20 protein-coding genes, 1 other RNA gene and 11 pseudogenes are annotated in these 16,006 nt (G+C 64.3%); 6 read left to right on the forward strand and 26 right to left on the reverse strand.

Annotated features, from left to right (window positions below; all coding sequences use genetic code 11):
- Positions 1 to 40 precede the first annotated feature (40 nt).
- The 24 genes and pseudogenes from V5B44_RS20075 to V5B44_RS20180 all read right to left on the reverse strand — a co-directional run bounded on the left by V5B44_RS20075 (position 41) and on the right by V5B44_RS20180 (position 11,628).
- The gene (locus V5B44_RS20075; RefSeq protein ID WP_332360856.1) at positions 41 to 370 is read right to left on the reverse strand and encodes a flagellar biosynthetic protein FliR; all 330 of its coding nucleotides are present in this window, start codon (positions 368 to 370) and stop codon (positions 41 to 43) included.
- Positions 342 to 506: a flagellar biosynthetic protein FliR gene (locus V5B44_RS20080; protein WP_332360857.1), complete on the reverse strand. Its 165-nt coding sequence runs from the start codon at positions 504 to 506 to the stop codon at positions 342 to 344. Before V5B44_RS20080 ends, V5B44_RS20075 begins: the two co-directional genes overlap by 29 nt.
- Positions 443 to 880 carry a flagellar biosynthetic protein FliR gene (locus tag V5B44_RS20085; RefSeq protein WP_332360858.1) on the reverse strand — a complete coding sequence of 146 codons (438 nt, stop codon included), beginning with the start codon at positions 878 to 880 and terminating at the stop codon, positions 443 to 445. Before V5B44_RS20085 ends, V5B44_RS20080 begins: the two co-directional genes overlap by 64 nt.
- A complete protein-coding gene (fliQ, locus tag V5B44_RS20090) occupies positions 877 to 1,158 on the reverse strand; it encodes a flagellar biosynthesis protein FliQ (protein ID WP_332360859.1) in 282 nt (93 codons plus the stop codon). The genes V5B44_RS20085 and fliQ overlap by 4 nt, the downstream gene beginning before the upstream one ends.
- A pseudogene (fliP, locus tag V5B44_RS20095) lies at positions 1,155 to 1,869 on the reverse strand (flagellar type III secretion system pore protein FliP). Before fliP ends, fliQ begins: the two are co-directional and overlap by 4 nt.
- A 103-nt stretch (positions 1,870 to 1,972) precedes the next feature.
- A pseudogene (fliO, locus tag V5B44_RS20100) lies at positions 1,973 to 2,293 on the reverse strand (flagellar biosynthetic protein FliO); the annotation flags it as partial.
- Positions 2,294 to 2,446: 153 nt separating this feature from the next.
- A pseudogene (gene fliN, locus V5B44_RS20105) lies at positions 2,447 to 2,793 on the reverse strand (flagellar motor switch protein FliN).
- A gap of 119 nt (positions 2,794 to 2,912) precedes the next feature.
- Positions 2,913 to 3,881: pseudogene (gene fliM / locus V5B44_RS20110) on the reverse strand (flagellar motor switch protein FliM); the annotation flags it as partial.
- Positions 3,882 to 3,887: 6 nt separating this feature from the next.
- Positions 3,888 to 4,118 carry a flagellar basal body-associated FliL family protein gene (locus V5B44_RS20115; protein WP_332361005.1) on the reverse strand — a complete coding sequence of 77 codons (231 nt, stop codon included), beginning with the start codon at positions 4,116 to 4,118 and terminating at the stop codon, positions 3,888 to 3,890.
- The gene (locus tag V5B44_RS20120; RefSeq protein WP_332360860.1) at positions 4,060 to 4,290 is read right to left on the reverse strand and encodes a flagellar basal body-associated FliL family protein; all 231 of its coding nucleotides are present in this window, start codon (positions 4,288 to 4,290) and stop codon (positions 4,060 to 4,062) included. The genes V5B44_RS20115 and V5B44_RS20120 overlap by 59 nt, the downstream gene beginning before the upstream one ends.
- Positions 4,259 to 4,432: a hypothetical protein gene (locus tag V5B44_RS20125; RefSeq protein ID WP_332360861.1), complete on the reverse strand. Its 174-nt coding sequence runs from the start codon at positions 4,430 to 4,432 to the stop codon at positions 4,259 to 4,261. Before V5B44_RS20125 ends, V5B44_RS20120 begins: the two co-directional genes overlap by 32 nt.
- A gap of 143 nt (positions 4,433 to 4,575) precedes the next feature.
- Entirely contained in the window at positions 4,576 to 4,917 is a 342-nt protein-coding gene (locus V5B44_RS26835) for a flagellar hook-length control protein FliK (RefSeq protein ID WP_434735495.1), read from the reverse strand.
- Complete coding sequence (locus V5B44_RS20130) at positions 4,814 to 5,569, reverse strand: hypothetical protein (RefSeq protein ID WP_332360862.1); 756 nt, start codon at positions 5,567 to 5,569, stop codon at positions 4,814 to 4,816. The genes V5B44_RS26835 and V5B44_RS20130 overlap by 104 nt, the downstream gene beginning before the upstream one ends.
- Before the next feature lie 59 nt (positions 5,570 to 5,628).
- Positions 5,629 to 5,850, reverse strand: a complete 222-nt coding sequence (locus tag V5B44_RS20135) for a flagellar FliJ family protein (RefSeq protein ID WP_332360863.1) — start codon at positions 5,848 to 5,850, stop codon at positions 5,629 to 5,631.
- A 37-nt stretch (positions 5,851 to 5,887) separates the two neighbouring features.
- A pseudogene (locus V5B44_RS20140) lies at positions 5,888 to 6,037 on the reverse strand (flagellar export protein FliJ); the annotation flags it as partial.
- A gap of 88 nt (positions 6,038 to 6,125) precedes the next feature.
- A pseudogene (gene fliI / locus V5B44_RS20145) lies at positions 6,126 to 7,547 on the reverse strand (flagellar protein export ATPase FliI).
- Between the two features lie 105 nt (positions 7,548 to 7,652).
- Positions 7,653 to 7,757: pseudogene (locus tag V5B44_RS26840) on the reverse strand (hypothetical protein); the annotation flags it as partial.
- 13 nt (positions 7,758 to 7,770) lie between these two features.
- Positions 7,771 to 8,091: pseudogene (locus tag V5B44_RS26845) on the reverse strand (FliH/SctL family protein); the annotation flags it as partial.
- Between the two features lie 179 nt (positions 8,092 to 8,270).
- A pseudogene (gene fliG, locus V5B44_RS20155) lies at positions 8,271 to 9,268 on the reverse strand (flagellar motor switch protein FliG).
- Positions 9,226 to 9,768 (reverse strand): flagellar M-ring protein FliF C-terminal domain-containing protein, encoded by a 543-nt coding sequence (locus tag V5B44_RS20160; RefSeq protein ID WP_434735501.1) that lies wholly within the window; start codon positions 9,766 to 9,768, stop codon positions 9,226 to 9,228. Before V5B44_RS20160 ends, fliG begins: the two are co-directional and overlap by 43 nt.
- A complete protein-coding gene (locus V5B44_RS26850) occupies positions 9,693 to 10,301 on the reverse strand; it encodes a flagellar M-ring protein FliF C-terminal domain-containing protein (protein ID WP_434735502.1) in 609 nt (202 codons plus the stop codon). The genes V5B44_RS20160 and V5B44_RS26850 overlap by 76 nt, the downstream gene beginning before the upstream one ends.
- A 106-nt stretch (positions 10,302 to 10,407) precedes the next feature.
- A pseudogene (locus tag V5B44_RS26855) lies at positions 10,408 to 10,708 on the reverse strand (flagellar basal-body MS-ring/collar protein FliF); the annotation flags it as partial.
- Complete coding sequence (locus V5B44_RS20175) at positions 10,618 to 10,986, reverse strand: hypothetical protein (RefSeq protein WP_434735504.1); 369 nt, start codon at positions 10,984 to 10,986, stop codon at positions 10,618 to 10,620. The pseudogene V5B44_RS26855 and the gene V5B44_RS20175, both read right to left, overlap by 91 nt.
- A gap of 318 nt (positions 10,987 to 11,304) precedes the next feature.
- Positions 11,305 to 11,628: a hypothetical protein gene (locus V5B44_RS20180; RefSeq protein WP_332360865.1), complete on the reverse strand. Its 324-nt coding sequence runs from the start codon at positions 11,626 to 11,628 to the stop codon at positions 11,305 to 11,307.
- Between the two features lie 37 nt (positions 11,629 to 11,665).
- Between V5B44_RS20180 and V5B44_RS20185 the strand changes: the two genes are divergently transcribed.
- The 6 genes and pseudogenes from V5B44_RS20185 to ssrA all read left to right on the forward strand — a co-directional run bounded on the left by V5B44_RS20185 (position 11,666) and on the right by ssrA (position 14,404).
- The gene (locus tag V5B44_RS20185; protein WP_332360866.1) at positions 11,666 to 12,265 is read left to right on the forward strand and encodes a sensor histidine kinase; all 600 of its coding nucleotides are present in this window, start codon (positions 11,666 to 11,668) and stop codon (positions 12,263 to 12,265) included.
- A gap of 15 nt (positions 12,266 to 12,280) precedes the next feature.
- The gene (locus V5B44_RS20190; RefSeq protein WP_332360867.1) at positions 12,281 to 12,673 is read left to right on the forward strand and encodes a response regulator; all 393 of its coding nucleotides are present in this window, start codon (positions 12,281 to 12,283) and stop codon (positions 12,671 to 12,673) included.
- A 118-nt stretch (positions 12,674 to 12,791) separates the two neighbouring features.
- Positions 12,792 to 13,511 carry a sigma 54-interacting transcriptional regulator gene (locus V5B44_RS20195; protein WP_332361006.1) on the forward strand — a complete coding sequence of 240 codons (720 nt, stop codon included), beginning with the start codon at positions 12,792 to 12,794 and terminating at the stop codon, positions 13,509 to 13,511.
- A 58-nt stretch (positions 13,512 to 13,569) separates the two neighbouring features.
- The gene (locus V5B44_RS20200) at positions 13,570 to 13,656 is read left to right on the forward strand and encodes a helix-turn-helix domain-containing protein (RefSeq protein ID WP_332361007.1); all 87 of its coding nucleotides are present in this window, start codon (positions 13,570 to 13,572) and stop codon (positions 13,654 to 13,656) included.
- Between the two features lie 112 nt (positions 13,657 to 13,768).
- Positions 13,769 to 14,055 (forward strand): annotated as a pseudogene (gene fliE / locus V5B44_RS20205) (flagellar hook-basal body complex protein FliE).
- 41 nt (positions 14,056 to 14,096) lie between these two features.
- Positions 14,097 to 14,404, forward strand: a transfer-messenger RNA (tmRNA) gene (ssrA, locus tag V5B44_RS20210).
- Between the two features lie 159 nt (positions 14,405 to 14,563).
- Here the strand turns inward: ssrA and V5B44_RS20215 are convergent.
- Both V5B44_RS20215 and V5B44_RS20220 read right to left on the reverse strand, forming a co-directional pair.
- Positions 14,564 to 15,040 (reverse strand): ATP-binding protein, encoded by a 477-nt coding sequence (locus V5B44_RS20215; protein WP_332361008.1) that lies wholly within the window; start codon positions 15,038 to 15,040, stop codon positions 14,564 to 14,566.
- A gap of 120 nt (positions 15,041 to 15,160) precedes the next feature.
- A complete protein-coding gene (locus tag V5B44_RS20220; RefSeq protein WP_332360868.1) occupies positions 15,161 to 16,003 on the reverse strand; it encodes a phosphotransferase in 843 nt (280 codons plus the stop codon).
- Positions 16,004 to 16,006: the final 3 nt, after the last annotated feature.

Below are 16,006 nucleotides of genomic sequence, written 5' to 3' on the forward strand. Positions count from 1 at the left end.
ATTCCGAGGGTGTCGAGTCGAGCACGCCTTTTACGCATCGCTACGCGGAAGGCGTGATCCAGATGGTCCGAAGTGATCCTGGAGAAGGTGCACCTAGCGCGCGGCTGGTCGAGAAATTGCCGAGCATCGACTGCAGGCCGTACTCGAACAGCTGCTGCAAGGGGTTGGCCAGATACGACAGCCCGAACATCAGTCCGGCGAAGCCGAGAGTGATGGTCAGCGGAAAGCCGATCGCGATCAGGTTGAGTTGCGGCGCGGCGCGGCTGAGAATGGCCAGCGCCAGGTTGGTGATCAGCAGCGCGACCAGAATCGGCAGCGCGAGGAGTAGCCCGACGAGAAGATCACCGCACCGGAACGCGCCAGCTTCCACCAGCTGCCGGCGTCAGGGCTGCCGCACCGACGGGGATGGCGGTAAAGCTGTGCGTCAGGGTGGCGATGACCATCAGGTGGCCGTTGATGGCCATGAAAACCAGCAGCGCCAGCAGCCCCAGGAACTCCGAGACCACCCCGGTCTGACCGGCGGTCTGCGGGTCGTAGGCGAGCTGGCGAAGCCGAGACCCATCTGCAGGCTGATCATGCTGCCCGCCAGGTCGACTGCGCTGAGCACCAGGCGCATGGCGAAACCCATGGCAAAGCCGATGAGCATCTGTTGCGCGAGGATCAGCAGACCCGCACCCGACGCCGGGTCGAGCGGGCATCGGCGGCAGCGCCGGGGCGATGGCCAGGGTGATCGCCAGGCCGAGGAGCAGCCGGACACGCGGACGGTCAGGGCGGGGTTGTTGAATGGCGGCGCGCTGACCAGGACGGCGAGGACGCGCGCCAGCGGGAAGAAGAAGGCCACGATCCAGGCGTTGATCTCGGCCGACGTCAGGCTGATCATCGGGCGTTCAGCCGACCAGTCTGCGGAATGCTCTCGAACAGCCGCCGCACGTAGTCGACCATCATCCCCAGCATCCACGGGCCGGCCAGGAGAAGGATCAGAAACATGCCGACCAGCTTGGGAATGAAGGACAGTGTCTGCTCGTTGATCTGCGTCGCGGCCTGAAAGATGCTGACGATCAGGCCGATCACCAGCGCCGCCAGGAGCAGCGGCGCGGCCAGCAGCAAGGTCATCTCGACCGCCTGACGCCCGATATCCATGACCAGTTCGGGCGTCATGTGGCGAAGCTCGCGACCAGCGAGCCGAGGAGCAGATGCCAGCCATCGACGAGCACGAAGAGCATCAGCTTGAAGGGCAGGCGATCATCACCGGCGACATCATCATCATGCCCATCGACATCAGCACGCTGGCGACGACCATGTCGACGATCAGGAAAGGGAATGAAGATGATGAAGCCGATCTGGAAGGCCGTCTTCAGCTCGCTGGTGACGAAGGCCGGGATCAGCAGGCGCATCGGAATGTCGTCGGCCGACTGGAAGGCGTGCGTTGGCCATGCGCGCAAAGAGCGCGATATCGGCTTCGCGCGTCTGCTTGAGCATGAACTTGCGCAGGGGCACGGCGCCGCGTTCGATCGCCTCAGGTAGGTGATCCTGTTTTCCGACAGGGTAGATAGGCTTCGCTGTAGACGCTGTCGAGCACCGGCGACATGATGAAAAAAGTCAGGAACAGCGCCAGACCGAGCAGCACCTGATTGGGCGGCGAGGTTTGCGTCCCAGCGCATGCCTGAGCAGCGAGAGGACGATGATGATCCGCGTGAAGCTGGTCATCATCAGCAGCGCCGCCGGGATGAAGGTCAGCGCGGTCAGCGTCAGCAGGGTCTGGATCGACAGCGTGTAGGTCTGGCTGCCGCCGGCGCCCGGCGTGCTGGTCAGCGCCGGCAGGCCGCCGGCCTGTGCCCAGGCCGCCAGTGGCGAGACCAGTCCAAGCAAGACGAGCCAGCCGGGAGTCTAGCCATCCTTCATTCTTGCGCTCGGTGATCTGTTTCAGCCATTGGGCAAAATGCCGTTCGCCGTCGCTACCGGGCTTGAGCTCGCCCTTCGGCAGCGTGTGCAGGGTCCGGATCTGGCCCGGCACGAGTCCGACGACGATCCAGGTGTCGCCGATTTCGACCAGCACGATACGCTCGCGGGTACCAATCATCAGGCCGCCGACGACGCGCAACGGGCCGTTGCTGCCAAAGCCACGACCGCCGTTGAGCTTGCGCAACAAGTAAGCAGCAAGAAACAGAATGCCGATGACCACGGCCAGGCCGAGCACGGTCTGCAGCATCGTGCCGCGGAAACGCCCGGTGTTTCGCTCGCAGCCGCCTGCGCCAGGGCGCAACCCGGCAAAACAGCGCGAACAGAAGGCCATACGCGCTGCGTCGGCTGTTGGAAAAGGTGGGTTTGAGGTGTCGAATCACGAGGGTCGGCCAGAGCTGGGTGCTGGTCCACATCTTAAAGCAAGCGGACAAGGTCAAAACGGCGCGCGTGAGCGGCGCAGCGCATCAGAGGAAGGTGCAGACGCTCAATGCCCGATCTTGCGGGCCCGTTCGGAGGGGGTCACGATATCGGTCAGGCGAATGCCGAACTTGTCGTTGACCACCACCACCTCGCCCTGTGCGATCAGCGTGCCATTGACAAAGACACTCAGCGGTTCGCCGGCCATCGCGTCGAGTTCGACGACCGAGCCGTGCGCCAGTTGCAGCAGGTTCTTGATGGTGATCTTGGTGCGCCCGAGTTCGACCGCGATCTGGACCGGAATGTCCAGGATCATGTCGAGTTCGTTCATCAGCGAGGCCTTGTTCCCGGTTCATCGAAGCTCGGGAAGATGTTGGCGGGCTGCGCTTGGCGGCCGGTGGCGGCTTCCGCCATGCGCCTGCTCGGCCATCGCCGCGCCCAGTCGTCGTCGAGGCCGACGTCGTCGGTCGCCGGACTTCCGAAATCGTCGGTTTCTCCTTAGCCATTGCTTTCTCCGCAGGGGCTCCTCGTTGATCGGCGGCCATGAAGCGGTCGATCTTGAGCGCGTATTGCCATCCTGCTGCCCGTAGCGGCATTCCATCAGCGGCACGTCGTCGACCAGGGCGATGACTTTTGTCCGGGATGTCGAGAGGAATGATGTCGCCGACCTTCATCGTCAGAATCTGGCGCAGGCTGACGCGTCGTCGTCGCCAGTCTGGCCGTGATCTCGACTTCGGCGTTCTTCAGTTGCTTGCGCAACATGACGATCCAGCGTCGGTCGGTTGACAGTTGATCGCTCTGCATGGCGCTGTACAGCAGGTCGCGAATCGGTTCGATCATCGAGTACGGGAAGCAGATGTGCATGTCCGCGCTCGAGCCGCCGAATTCCAGCGAGAAGGTCGTTGCCACGACGATTTCGGACGGGGTCGCGATGTTCGCGAACTGCGAATTCATTTCCGAGCGGATGTACTCGAAAGTCAGGTCATAGACCGGTTTCCAGGAGCGCGCGTACTCGGTGAACACGACCCCCAGCAGCCCCTGGATGATGCGTTGCTCGGTGGCCGTGAAATCCCGGCCTTCGACCCGCGTGTGAAAGCGGCCATCGCCGCCGAACATGTTGTCTACCACGAGAAAAACCAGGCTCGGGTCGAAGACAAACAAGGCCGTGCCACGCAGGGGCTTGGCGCGACCAGATTCAGGTTGGTCGGGACCACCAGATTGCGAGTGAACTCGCTGTATTTCTGCACGCGTATCGGACCGACCGAGATCTCGGCGCTGCGATGCATGTAGTTGAACAGGCCGATGCGCAGGTAGCGGGCAAAACGCTCATTGACCAGTTCGAGCGTCGGCATGCGCCCGCGGACGATTCGCTCCTGCGTTCCGAGGTTGTACGAACGCGGGCCGTCGCAAGCCTCGTCGACCGCTTCGGGCTCGTCGGCTTCGCCGCTGACGCCCTTGAGCAGGGCGTCGACTTCATCCTGCGAGAGGAAATCGGCGCTCATTGCGGATCACTGAATGATGAACGAGGTGAACAGCACTTCCTTGACCGGCGAGTCCCGCTTCTTCCCTTTGCCGGCGGGATCGAGAACGCTGTTGATCTTCTCCTTGATCTCCTGCGCGAGCTTTCCTTGCCTTCCTTGCTGATCAGATCCGAAGCCTTCTTGCTCGACAGCAGCAAGGTCAGGTCGTTGCGCAGCTTGGGCATGTGTACAGCTTGAGCTGGTCGCCGGTCTGCGGATCGTCGACCTCGACCGACAGGATCAACTGCAGAAACTGGTCGCCACGTTTCGGTACGAGATTGACGGTGAAGGCATCGAGCGCGACATAGACGGGCGGCGCGCCCCGGTCTGCCTTCTTCTTCTTGGCCGGTTTGGCCTTTTCAACGGCGACTTCGCTCGTCGTCGTCGTCATGTTCCGGCGCCGGCCTCAGCAGCAGAAAGCTGGTCACCCCGGCGAGGCCGAGCACCAGCACCAGCAGCGAGATGATGATCAGCAGTTTCTTGCTGTTCTTTGCCGGCGCGGCGTCCGTGCCCTCGGTTGGCGGGCTTTGCATCCTTGGCCATTCAGCGTTTCTCTCCCTGGTTCTGCGGCCTCGTCCATTCCGGTACTCGCTTGCTGCGGCCAGGCCGGACGGGTATTTCTATGCGAAAGTGTCGATCATCCCCTGCCCGCGCTGCGTGACGAAGAGCGCGCTCGTCAGGACGCCAGCCGAATCGATGCCAAGTATAGCGTTATCGGCCAACGGGCGGGGCTGGTGCGACGGCTGACGTTGTCCGTCCGGCTGCTGACGGAACGATTCACTGCCGACACTGACCTGTCCCAAGGGCAATCCCGGCACTGGCGAACATTTCGCGCAGTCGCGGCACGGCCGTTTCGAAGCGTGCCACGAACTTCAGCGTTGGGCGAGACAAAGTGGGCGTTGGCACCGTCCTGGTCAAGGTTCAGCGTGATCTCGATCGACCCCAGTTGTGGCGGATGTAGAGTGAGTTGTGGCGGACTGCTTTTCGTTGCCCACGAACCACAGCAATTTCTGACCAAAGTCGCCCGCCCAGGAGGGATCACGTAGTGTCGTTTGCAGGTGGTGCGGGATGTCGTGGCTCACCGCACCATTGACCGGGGTTGGCGCGCTCGGCAGCGTGTTCAGGACACTCGTTGGTGAACCAGCCTCCGGCCTGTTGGGTACGATTCGCTCGGCCGGGGGAGCGGCGAACGCAGAAACGGCAAATTTTGCCGGTTGGTCATCAGCGGCCGATGCCCCGGACGGAGACTGCTGCTGGCGATCGCCGGCCGCACCCTGGATTTCCGGGGGTTCCTGCCGGGTTTCTCTGGCAATTCTGCTTGACGTCGCAGTCATGAGTGGATCTGGCCGCGTTTGCCTCGACGCCTCGAACTCCTGACCCACTGCGCCTTGCGAGCCGCCTGGCTGATTCAGCGACGGCGGGCTGAACGGTGCCAGGAGCGCTGGGTCGCCAGCGGCAACGCTGCTTTCCGCCATGACTGCCTCGCCGCTGGCAGTCGCTTCCTGTTCGGGCACGGACTTGCCCACGGCGACTGGCAGGCCGAGCAGTATGCTGGCAAAGTCCGCGCTGATGTCCGCAGTGGGCGTAGCAGCGGCGCCATTGGCCGCGCCCTCGGCGGGAGTGGCCCGGATGGGTGATTTCACGAGTGTTGGAACGATGGCGATGGTCATGGTCGATCCCGTCTGGAAACTACTCCTGCCATAAAAGCAAACATCGTGCCATGATTAGTTCAGCGTCCCTGCTCGTCATCCCGCATGCGGGCAGCAAACTCGTCCTGGGTCTTTTGCTCCTGGCGACTCTCCTGTTGTGCTTCGCTGGTGCGGTGACGCTCGGCAAGCGTAGCGAAGGCTTGCAGTCGGCTCCGCTGCCGGTGCCAGTCTTCCTGGCCGGCTGCGGTGTGCGTTGCCTGCTGGGCGACGGCCTGTGAGCTGCAGCTGGATCGCCTCGTCAAGACGCTCCAGGAAATCCTGGTAGTTTCGCCATGCCGGCTGCGCCAGCCCCTCCTGGGCCGCCTCGCGAAAACGGGCCGCGTATTCGTCCCGATACTGCAACAGCATGGTCAGCTTCTTCCTGCCGTCACGTTCGGCTGCAATCAGACGCGCCAGGCCTTGCGTCGCCTCGTCGTTGCGACTGCGCATCAGGTCGAGAACACTCTGCAGAGAAAAGGGTCTGGCCACGCCTAGCCTGTGGAATGGGAGGTGCAACCGCGGTTCGGCGCCATGCAGGTCAAGCAGCGGCACCGAACAAGGCGTGCAGATGCGCGACACTGCTGGCGAACGTCGCGCGCTGGACCAGGTTCTGCTGCAGTAACTCCTCGAACCTCGGATAGATGGCGATCGCCTGGTCGAGTTGCGGGTCGGAACCTGCGGCGTAGGCCCCGACGCTGATCAGGTCGCGCGAGCGCTGATAGCGTGCAAAGAGGCTCTTGAACCGGCGGATGTGTCTCGAGATGCGAGGGGCTGACCAGGTTGACCATGGCGCGTGAGATCGATTGTTCGATGTCGATGGCCGGATAGTGGCCTGCATCGGCGAGCGTCCGCGACAGCACGATGTGGCCGTCAAGGATGGCTCTGGCGGCGTCGGCGATCGGGTCCTGCTGGTCATCGCCTTCTGCGAGCACGGTGTAGAAGGCGGTGATCGAACCGCCGCCGTCGAGGCCGTTGCCGGCGCGCTCGACGAGCTGCGGCAGGCGTGCGAAAACCGAGGGCGGGTAGCCGCGAGTGACCGGCGGTTCGCCGATGGCCAGGGCAATCTCGCGCTGCGCCATCGCGTAGCGGGTCAGCGAGTCCATGATCAGCAGCACGTGCCGGCCCTGATCGCGGAAGTATTCGGCGATGCAGGTGGCGTAGGCTGCGGCCCTGCAGACGCATCAACGGGCTGACGTCAGCCGGCGCGGCGACGACCACCGAGCGGCGCAGGCCTTCGTCGCCAAGAATCTGTTCGATGAACTCCTTGACTTCACGGCCGCGCTCACCGATCAGGCCGACGACAATGACCTCAGCCGCCGTGTAGCGGGCCATCATGCCGAGCAGGACGCTCTTGCCGACGCCCGAGCCGGCGAAACAGCCCCATGCGCTGACCGCGGCCGACGGTCAGCAGGGCATTGATGGCGCGCATGCCGACATCGAGCGTCTGCTCGATCGCTGCTCTGGACATCGGATTGACGGGCCGGCTCTGCAGCGGGCGAAGCGACTTCGCGTGCAGCGGGCCGAGCCTGTCGAGTGGCCGGCCGGCACCATCGAGGACACGGCCGAGCAGCGAGTCGCCGACCGGAACCAGTTTGGCGCGGTCGATCGAGCGCCGGCGCGCCGGCGGCGGCAGACCGACCTGCGGGGGCTGATTGGGGGTATCGAGAGCGACCACGCGGGCGCCCGGCGACAAGCCGTAGACATCCTCCGATGGCATCAGGAAGAGTCGCTCGCCATGAAAGCCGACCACTTCTGCTTCGATCGGCGAGCCGCCAAGAGGTGTGATCCGACAGGAACTGCCGAGCGCCAACTTGAGCCCCGACGCTTCCATGACCAGGCCGTTGATGCGCGTCAGGTGGCCGCTGGCGAGCAGCGGGTTGACCTGGCTGGCGGTTTGCCGGCAGCCCTCGAGGAAGTCGCCCCATGCCAGCAGGTGCTGGTTATCCGGGCGATCGGTCATCCTGGTCGCTGGCAGGCTGCGGAGCCATTCCTGGCTGACGCCGATGGCCTCGATGACGCGCCGCCAGCGCGTCTCCAGGGTCGCGTCGACTTCGCTGGCACCCAGTTCGACTCGACAGCCGCCAGCCGTCAGCGTGCTGTCGTCGATGATTCGCCAGTGGCATGTGCGAGAGCTGCTCCCCGAGGTGCTTGCGCACCAGCGCGGCATCATCGGGGTGCACGAACAGCAGGGGCTGTCCGTGATGCGGGTGCAGGGTGCTGAGGGCTTCCCTGACGACCGACAAGAGCAGTTCCGGCTGCACGCGCAGACTCTGCCGCAAGACCTGATTGGCAATTTCGATCGCCAGAGCCAGCAACTGATCGGCGACTCCCTGATCGATGACCGCCAGCGCCTGGTGCAGCTTGTCCAGCAGCGAGGCGATGCCGGGCCATCGCCTCAGCCTGTGCCGCGGCGATGCCTTCCTGTAGCCGGCGGCATGGCCGGCAGCGTGCTGGCCTCGCCGGCGATATCGCGTCGACCTCTTCGGCGCTGGGCAGACAGCCACCGGCTCCGGCAGGCGGTCGCTTCCTCTTCGCCGGCACGCCAAGCGGCACGGTCGCTGCTGCGGTGGCCGGGCCGCCTGCCGAGACCTTGTTCTTCATCGAAGGTCAGCCACCTGCCAGCGCTGGTAGGCGGTCAGCTTGTCCTTGGGAATCCAGCTTGCTCATGATTTCCGTTGCCGTATCAGACCATTTCCTCGCCACCCGCGCCGCCGAGCACGATCTGGCCTTCATCGGCCAGGCGGCGGACGATCTTGAGGATTTCCTTCTGCTCGGCTTCCACTTCGGAGAGGCGAACCGGGCCGCGCGAATCGAGATCTTCGCGCAACATCTCCGAAGCGCGCTGCGACATGTTCCTGAAAATCTTCTCGCGCAGCGGCTCGTTGGCACCCTTCATGGCCAGGATCAGCGACTCCGACTGAATCTCGCGCAACAGCAGCTGGATGGCCCGGTCGTCGAGATCGAGGAGATTCTCGAAGACGAACATCTCGTCGAGAATTTTCTGCGCCAGGTCGGGATCGTATTCGCGGATCGAGTCGAGAACCGCGGTTTCGTTGGCGCTGCCCATGAAATTGAGCATTTCGGCGACCGTTCGCACGCCGCCCATGGCGGACTTCTTCATGCTGGCAGAACCCGAGAGCAGGCGCAGCATCACGTCGTTCAACTCCGCAGGGCTTCCGGCTGGATGCCTTCGAGGGTGGCCACGCGCAGGACCACGTCGTTGCGCAGCCGTTCCGAAAACTGGTTCAGATCTCGCTGGCATGATCATGCGCCAGGTGGACGAGAATCGTCGCGATGATCTGTGGGTGCTCGTTCTTGATCAGATCGGCGACCGTCGGCGCATCCATCCACTTCAGGCCTTCAATCCCATTGGTATCGCCGGGTTGCAGGATGCGCGAGATCAGGTTCGAGGCCTTGTCGTCACCGAGCGCCTTGGTGAGGACCGAGCGTACATAGGCGTCCGTGTCTACGTGCACCGCGGCCGATTCTTCGGCCGACTTGCTGGAATTCGCTGAGCACCTCTTCGACGCGCGTGCGCGGCTACCGATTTCAGCGCCGCCATGGCGTGGCCAGCTTTTGCACCTCCTTCGGACCGAGATGCTTGAGCACCTCGGCGGCATAGTCCTCGCCGAGAGCGATCAGCAGGATGGCGCTCTTCTCGACGCCGTCGTCAGCTGCCATTGGCACCCATCCATTCCTTGATGATGTTGGCTACGAGTTGCGGGTCCTGCTGCGCCAGTGCGCGCGCCTCGGCGAGTCGTCTTCTCGAGCAACTCGCCGCCGTCGGAACATGCTCCGGCTGGTGTTCTTCGCCTCTTCATCGGCAAGCAGGTCGATCTGCTGCCGACGCCCGCTCGCTTCGGCAGGGGCTCGAAGCATGGTCTTGAGCAGTGGCCGCACGACGCCGAGCAGCAGATAGGCGATGATCGCGGCAAGCGACCGTACTTGATCAGATCCTTCGCCAGGGAGACCATTTCCGGGTCACGCCAGGCGGCAGTCCTTCGTCCTTTCGATGGCACCGTAAACGGCGCATTGGCCACCGAGATGGTGTCGCCGCGATCCTTGTTGAAGCCCATCGCTTCCTTGACCAGATCGCTGATCTGCTTCAGCTCGGCGTCCGGCAGCGGCTTGCTGACGGACTTGCCGTCCTTGCCGATTTCCTTGCGCTGATTGACCACCACCGCCGCCGACAGGCGCTTGATCGTGCCGACCGATTGCTTGACGTGGCGGATGGTCTTGTCGACCTCGTAGTTGATCGTCGAGTTCTTGCTGGTGCTGATCGGTTGGCCGACGCTGGCGATCGGTGCCTGCACGCCGGCGGCATTGATCTGCCCGGGCAGCGGCTGGGCCGCTGGGCGCGGCGGCGGCCCCGGCTGGCCACCGCGGGTTGCGTCAGCGGTGCCGTCGCCGGTACCGGCGGCTGATTGCTGAGCGCGCCGGGAACGCCCTGCGCCGTCGGGCTGGTGCTGGCGGTTTCGCTGGTCTGCTGGCTGCGAATGCTGATCTCCGGCGGCGTCGTGTTCGGCCGATGCGTCTCGGCAGTCTGTTCGCTCTGCGAAAAGTCGATGTCGGCGGCGATCTGGACGCGTGCATTGCCGGGGCCGACGATCGGTGCCAGGATGTCTTCGACGCGCTTGATGATGCTCGCCTCGACTTCCTGAATATACTTGACCTGCGTCGGATCGAGGCCGGCTTCGAGCAGCCTGCTTTTCATCTGCGACAGCAGCGTGCCGCTCTGGTCGAGCAGGTGACGCTGGCGCCGCCAGTTGCGGGACGCTGGCGGCGACGAGATTCTGGATGCCGGCGATCTGGGCCGGGTCGAGCGAGCGTCCCGGGTAGAGATTGAGCATCACCGACGCCGATGGCTTCTGCTCTTCGCGCATGAAAACGCTCGGCTTCGGAATCGCCAGGTGCACGCGCCGCCTGAACGGCGGCGATCGACTGGATGGTGCGCGACAGCTCGCCTTCCAGGCCGCGCTGATAATTGACCTGTTCGGCAAACTGGCTGATGCCGAACTTCTGGCTTTCCATCAGCTCGAAGCCGACCGCGCCGCCGCGCGGCAGTCCCTGCGACGCGAGGCGCAGGCGGACATCGTGGACGCGGCTGGCGGGAACCAGGATGGCGCTGCCCGTGTCGTTGAACGGTAGGGAATGTTCATCTGCTCGAGCGCAGCGATGATTGCGCCGCCGTCGCGCTCGCCGATGTTGGAGAACAGGATCCTGAACTCGCTTTGCCTGAGCAGGGTGCCCGCCGCGACGAGCAGGGCGATGACCGCGGCGATCGAGACCATCAGCACCACTTTCTGCTTGTTGCTCAGGCGCGCCAGTGCCTCGCGAGCGCGATCCAGCGGATTGCCCGCGCCTGCTGTCGGTGTGGTTTCGGTTCCGGCTGCCGCCATGCCTGTGATACGGTGAAAAGCCTGCGATCAAGCAGGCAAAAAGCGAAAAAGGGCTGATAATTGCTTCTGCTATTGTAGCTGTTAATTGCACGGGACCTTCCATCCGATGAGTGAAGTCGTACAAATGCCGGGCATGAAGCGCAGGAACTGCAACGGGCTTTCGACGTTTTCAACCAGGTTTCGCAGGCGCTGACGCAGGCGTACCAGGGCTGCAGGGCCGTGTCGAGTCGCTGACCGCCGAGCTGGCGGTCGCCAATGGCGAGTTGCGTCGGCAATACGAGGCCAAGGAAGCGCTTTCCGAACGTCTTTCGCTGTTGCTCAACGCCTTGCCGGCCGGCGTCGTGGTGCTCGACAGCGCGCCCGCGTCAGCGAGGCCAACCCGGCGGCCTGCCAGATGTTCGGCAGGCGATGATCGGTGAATCCTGGCCGCGCTGGCACGAGGCCAGGCTGGTGGCGACCGAGGCGCCGGGTGAGTGGCAGCTTGGCTCGCGCCGCCTGGCGATCGTCGAGAGTCCGCTCGATTCGGCCGGTGGGCGAATCCTGCTGATTCACGATGTGACCGCAGCGCACGGCCCTGAAGCGGAACTGGAACGTAATCAGCGCCTGGTGGCCATGGGCGAGATGGCCGCTTCGCTGGCACACCAGTTGCGCACCCCGCTGGCAACGGCCTTGCTCTATAGTGCCAACCTCGGTCGCAGCCGGGACTCGCCGATGCGGCGCGCATCCGTTTTGCCGCAAGACGACGGCACAGCTGCAACGCCTCGAGCGCCTGATCCAGGAGGTGCTGCTCTTTGCGCGCGGCGAGAGCATCGGCCGCGATACGATGCCGGCCGGGCAACTGCTCAGCGACGCTGCGCAGACCGTGCAACCCCTGTTTCTGGAGAAGAAGGTCGCTTTCCGGGTCGGCTGCAGCGCTGGCGACGGTCGTCACCGGCAGCCGAAAGGCCTTGGCCGGCGCGCTGGTGAATCTGCTCGAGAACGCCCTGCAGGCCTGTGCGGCCGGCGGCAAGGTGATCCTGGCGGAACGCAAGCGAGTGCCGGCCGGCAGCTGCGCATCGGCGTGCGCGATACCGGCGCCGGGATCGCGCCCGAGGTCCAGGCGCGCGTTTTCGAGCCCTTTTTCACGACGCGCGGGCAGGGCACCGGGCTCGGTCTGGCGATCGCGCTCGGGGTCGTGCGCGCCCACGGGGTACGATCACGGTCAGTTCGGTGCCGGGCGAAGGGCTCGGAATTCGTAATCCTGCTGCCGGTCGAATTGGCGCAGCGAGCAACGCACTGAGGATCAAGATCGCGAATGGTACAGGGATTGCCGATTCTGGTGGTTGAAGACGACGCCGCACTGCGTGAGGCGGTGTGCGATACCCTCGAACTGGCAGGGCCAGCGGTCGTGTCCGCTGGCGGTGGCGACGAGGCGCTGCAGCTGCTCGCCAGGCACGGCCGTGTCGCTGGTGGTCAGCGACGTGCGCATGCTGCCGATCGATGGCATTGCCCTGCTCAAGGAAATCCGCAGTCGCTTCCCTACCTGCCGGTCGTGCTGATGACCGCTTTCGCCGACGTCGACCGCGCCGTCGAAGCCATGCGCGCCGGTGCTTGCGACTTTCTGCTCAAGCCCTTCGAGCCGAAGGCCCTGCTCGAACACGTGCAGCGCTATCGCCTGCCGGAAGCGCACGCGATGACGATCGGGTGATCGCCATCGATCCGGTGACCAGCAACCTCTTTGCGCTGGCCAGGCGGGTCGCGCAGACCGACAGCCACGGTTCTGCTGACCGGCGAGAGCGGCGTGGGCAAGGAAGTGGTGGCGCGCTATATTCACCAGCACTCGGCGCGCAGCAAAGGGTCCGTTCGTCGCCATCAACTGTGCGGCGATTCCCGACAGCCTGCTCGAAGCCACGCTTTTCGGTTATGAAAAAGGTGCCTTCAGTGGCGCCCAGCACGCGCAGGCCGGCAAGTTTGAACAGGCGCAGCACGGCACCCTGTTGCTCGACGAGATCACCGAAATGCCGCTTGGCCTGCAGGCCAAGCTGCTGCGCGTTCTCCAGGAGCGCGAAGTGGAGCGGGTCGGCGGCAAGCAGCCGGTAAGTCCTCGATATCCGCGTCATCGCCACCTCCAATCGCGACATCGCCGACGCCGTGGCCAAGGCCTGTTCCGCGAAGATCTGTTCTATCGGCTGAACGTCTTTCCGCTGCTGATCCCGGCCCTGCGGCAACGCAGCCAGGATATCGCCCCGCTGGCGCGCCATTTTCTGGCTACACACGGCGGCTCGCCGGTCGTCCGGGTCTGCGCCTGTCCGCTGCTGCCGAACTGCGGCCTGCAGCAGCACGCCTGGCCGGGCAACGTCCGCGAACTGGAAAACGTCATCCAGCGGGCGGTCATTCTTGCCCCGGCGACGTCGTCGACGTCGATGCCCTGCATCTGGCGGTCGAGCGTCCGCTGGCTCCGAGGCTGGGCCAGCGGCCGGAAATGGCCGCGCCGGCAACGACCACGCCGCGTCTCCAGCCGGGCCCTCGGATCCGCGACGAGATGAGCGACGTGGAGCGCGAGCACATACTGGAACGCTGGCGGCTGCGGGTGGCTCGCGAAAGCTGGCCGGGCAGCGTCTCGGGATGCCGGAGAGAACCTTGCGTTACAAGTTGCGACAGTATCGCCTGGAGGGTTTTCTCAAGGACTGAGGTGTCTGATCTGACCGAGATGAAAGCAGTTGGCGCGAGTTCTTGCTTGAGATAAATCAGGCAGTGTTTGGAGAAGAGAATGGACACCAAGGGTATCGATCAGATGTTGAGCATGTTGCAGGCGAACTCGGCGGCCGCCGGCGGTCGTGTTGCCGAGGCGCAGAGCCCGCCGCGGGGGACGGACTTCGCGCAGGTATTGCAGGCTTCGATTGCCCAGGTCAGTCAGACGCAGCAGCAGGCGGAAGCGATGGCGGCAAATTTTGCCGCCGGCAACAGCACCGAGAACCTGCACGAAGTGATGATCGCGCTGCAAAGGCCAGCATCTCGTTCCAGGAAATGATCCAGGTGCGCAACAAGCTCGTCTCGGCCTACCATGACGTGATGAACATGCAGGTCTGACGCTGGACTCGACTGCCGCCGCGGCCGGTTCTTGTTTCGGGAGCCGGCGGGACCTTGTATTCCCGCGGCGCTGCACCCATAATGCCTTCAGGCATGGTCGTAATTCCGGCAAACCGGAAGCGTTCTGGACGCGGGTTCGATTCCCGCCACCTCCACCACTGCGGGGGTGCACTGGTTTCGACAGGGTGACAGATGGCGAGCAGGCGACCCGAAAGGCGACGGACGTAATCCGAGCAAAACCACAAACGCCAACGATGAGCGTTTCGCACTGGCCGCTTAAGGCCTGCTGAGGACGTAGCCGTCCAATAAACAGAATGGCTATCGGTGGGGGCTTCGGCCCCCGCCGTCATTTATGACCTAGTGCGGGGTCGGCGGATCACCGTGTAAAATTTTCCGACACCCCCCGATGGTGCAGGGGGCAAAATGGGCGAGATTAAAGGTCAGTTAGTCCGGCAAAAGGGACTCGCTTTCGTTCGTGCTCAGCCCTTCGATCCGGGCCAACTGTTGTTCAAGGACCGCCGGAGTCGCTTCGGAGGCATCGTGGCCTTTTGCCAGGCCGCCGGCGGACGCGGGCACACAATTCCGCCGGCGTTGCCTGTGGCGCGACGATGAAGAAGGGGACTCCCGCCTGCGTAGCCAGCGCGCGAAAGGCAGCGCGCCGGGAACGCTCGAGGAAGGCTGCGTCTACGATCACCGACCAGCCAGCGGCGAGCAGTTCCCGTGCCAGTTCGTGCAGCCGCTGGTAGGTGAGTTCACTGGCCTCCCCGGCATAAATGCCTCCGTTGATCGGCGAGTTGCTGTTGCAAGTCGCCGCAATACCGAACAGGCGCCTGCGTTCAACATCCGAACGCAGGCGCAGCGTTGCCGCCGCCTGATCGCTCAGTAGCAGTCGTCGTGAAGCGCGACTCTTGCCGCAGCCGGCGACACCGTGGGTGATGATCAGACGCGGCGCCGGCGGTTCGATCAGGCGCTCGGCAAGTGCCAGATAGTCCTGCGCCTGCTCGAGATCGGACCATTTGCCTGCCTGGCCCGGATTGCTGCCACCTTGGCCCGCACGAGCGCCCGGTAGACCGCATAGAAGCGCAGCACTTGCACTGCGTCGTAGTCACCGCGTGCGGGCAAGCCATTCGTTCAGCAGCCAGCAGGCGAGGCCCGGCTGGCGCTGGTCGAGGAGGTCGATGTAGAGGAAGGCCATCTCGCTGGCGACGTCGATCCAGCGCAGATCTTCGCTGAACTCGATGCAGTCGAAGAGCGTCACCCGTCCGTCGATCAACACCAGGTTGCCGAGGTGCAGGTCGCCGTGACACTCGCGTACGCAACCCGCTGCCTTGCGGGCTGCGAAGCGCGGCGCCAGGCGGTCGAATTCGCTGCGCGTCCATGCGGCCAGCTGCGCCAGGCGTCGCTGCTCTGCGGTGCCGGGCAGCAGCGCTGGCAGCTCGTCGAAGTTCTCGAGCGCTGGTGCCAGCACTTGCGCGGGTTCGCCGAAACGCGTTGGCAACGCTGCAATGCTCGCGCCGTCGTGAAAAGTGGCGACCGTGGCGGCGAGATCCGATACCTGTCGCCACTGTAACTGACCGCGCGCGCACAAATGGTCGAGCCGGCCGGCCTCGGCGAAACGATGCATTCTCACTGCAAACTCGATTGCGGTGCCGGCGCCGTTGATCTGCGGGTCATGCGGTGGGCCGACGATGGGCACCACCGAGAGATAGAGCTGCGGCGCAAAGCGGCGGTTGAGACGCAATTCAGCCTCGCAACAGAGCCGCCGCTTTTCGAGCGTGCCGTAGTCGAGAAAAGGCAGGATAACCGGCTTCTTGATCTTGTAGGCAAACTCGCCCGCCAGCAGCAGCCAGGAGGCGTGCGTCTCGATGAGTTCAACCCGGGCCGCCGGATCGGGATAGCGTCTGGGATCAAGCAGGGCTTCGATAAGTGGCGGCAGGGCCTGGCGCATCGT

This window comes from Candidatus Accumulibacter necessarius (assembly GCF_036625085.1).

Excerpts from the sequence above, each read along its gene's own strand:
- V5B44_RS20085 (WP_332360858.1), bottom strand. The coding sequence starts at position 880 with ATGATCAGCCTGACGTCGGCCGAGATCAACGCCTGGATCGTGGCCTTC.
- fliQ (WP_332360859.1), bottom strand. The coding sequence starts at position 1,158 with ATGACGCCCGAACTGGTCATGGATATCGGGCGTCAGGCGGTCGAGATG.
- V5B44_RS20120 (WP_332360860.1), bottom strand. The coding sequence starts at position 4,290 with ATGACGACGACGACGAGCGAAGTCGCCGTTGAAAAGGCCAAACCGGCC.
- V5B44_RS20125 (WP_332360861.1), bottom strand. The coding sequence starts at position 4,432 with ATGCAAAGCCCGCCAACCGAGGGCACGGACGCCGCGCCGGCAAAGAAC.
- V5B44_RS20130 (WP_332360862.1), bottom strand. The coding sequence starts at position 5,569 with ATGACCATCGCCATCGTTCCAACACTCGTGAAATCACCCATCCGGGCC.
- V5B44_RS26850 (WP_434735502.1), bottom strand. The coding sequence starts at position 10,301 with ATGAAAAGCAGGCTGCTCGAAGCCGGCCTCGATCCGACGCAGGTCAAG.
- V5B44_RS20175 (WP_434735504.1), bottom strand. The coding sequence starts at position 10,986 with ATGGCGGCAGCCGGAACCGAAACCACACCGACAGCAGGCGCGGGCAAT.
- V5B44_RS20190 (WP_332360867.1), top strand. The coding sequence starts at position 12,281 with ATGGTACAGGGATTGCCGATTCTGGTGGTTGAAGACGACGCCGCACTG.
- V5B44_RS20220 (WP_332360868.1), bottom strand. The coding sequence starts at position 16,003 with ATGCGCCAGGCCCTGCCGCCACTTATCGAAGCCCTGCTTGATCCCAGA.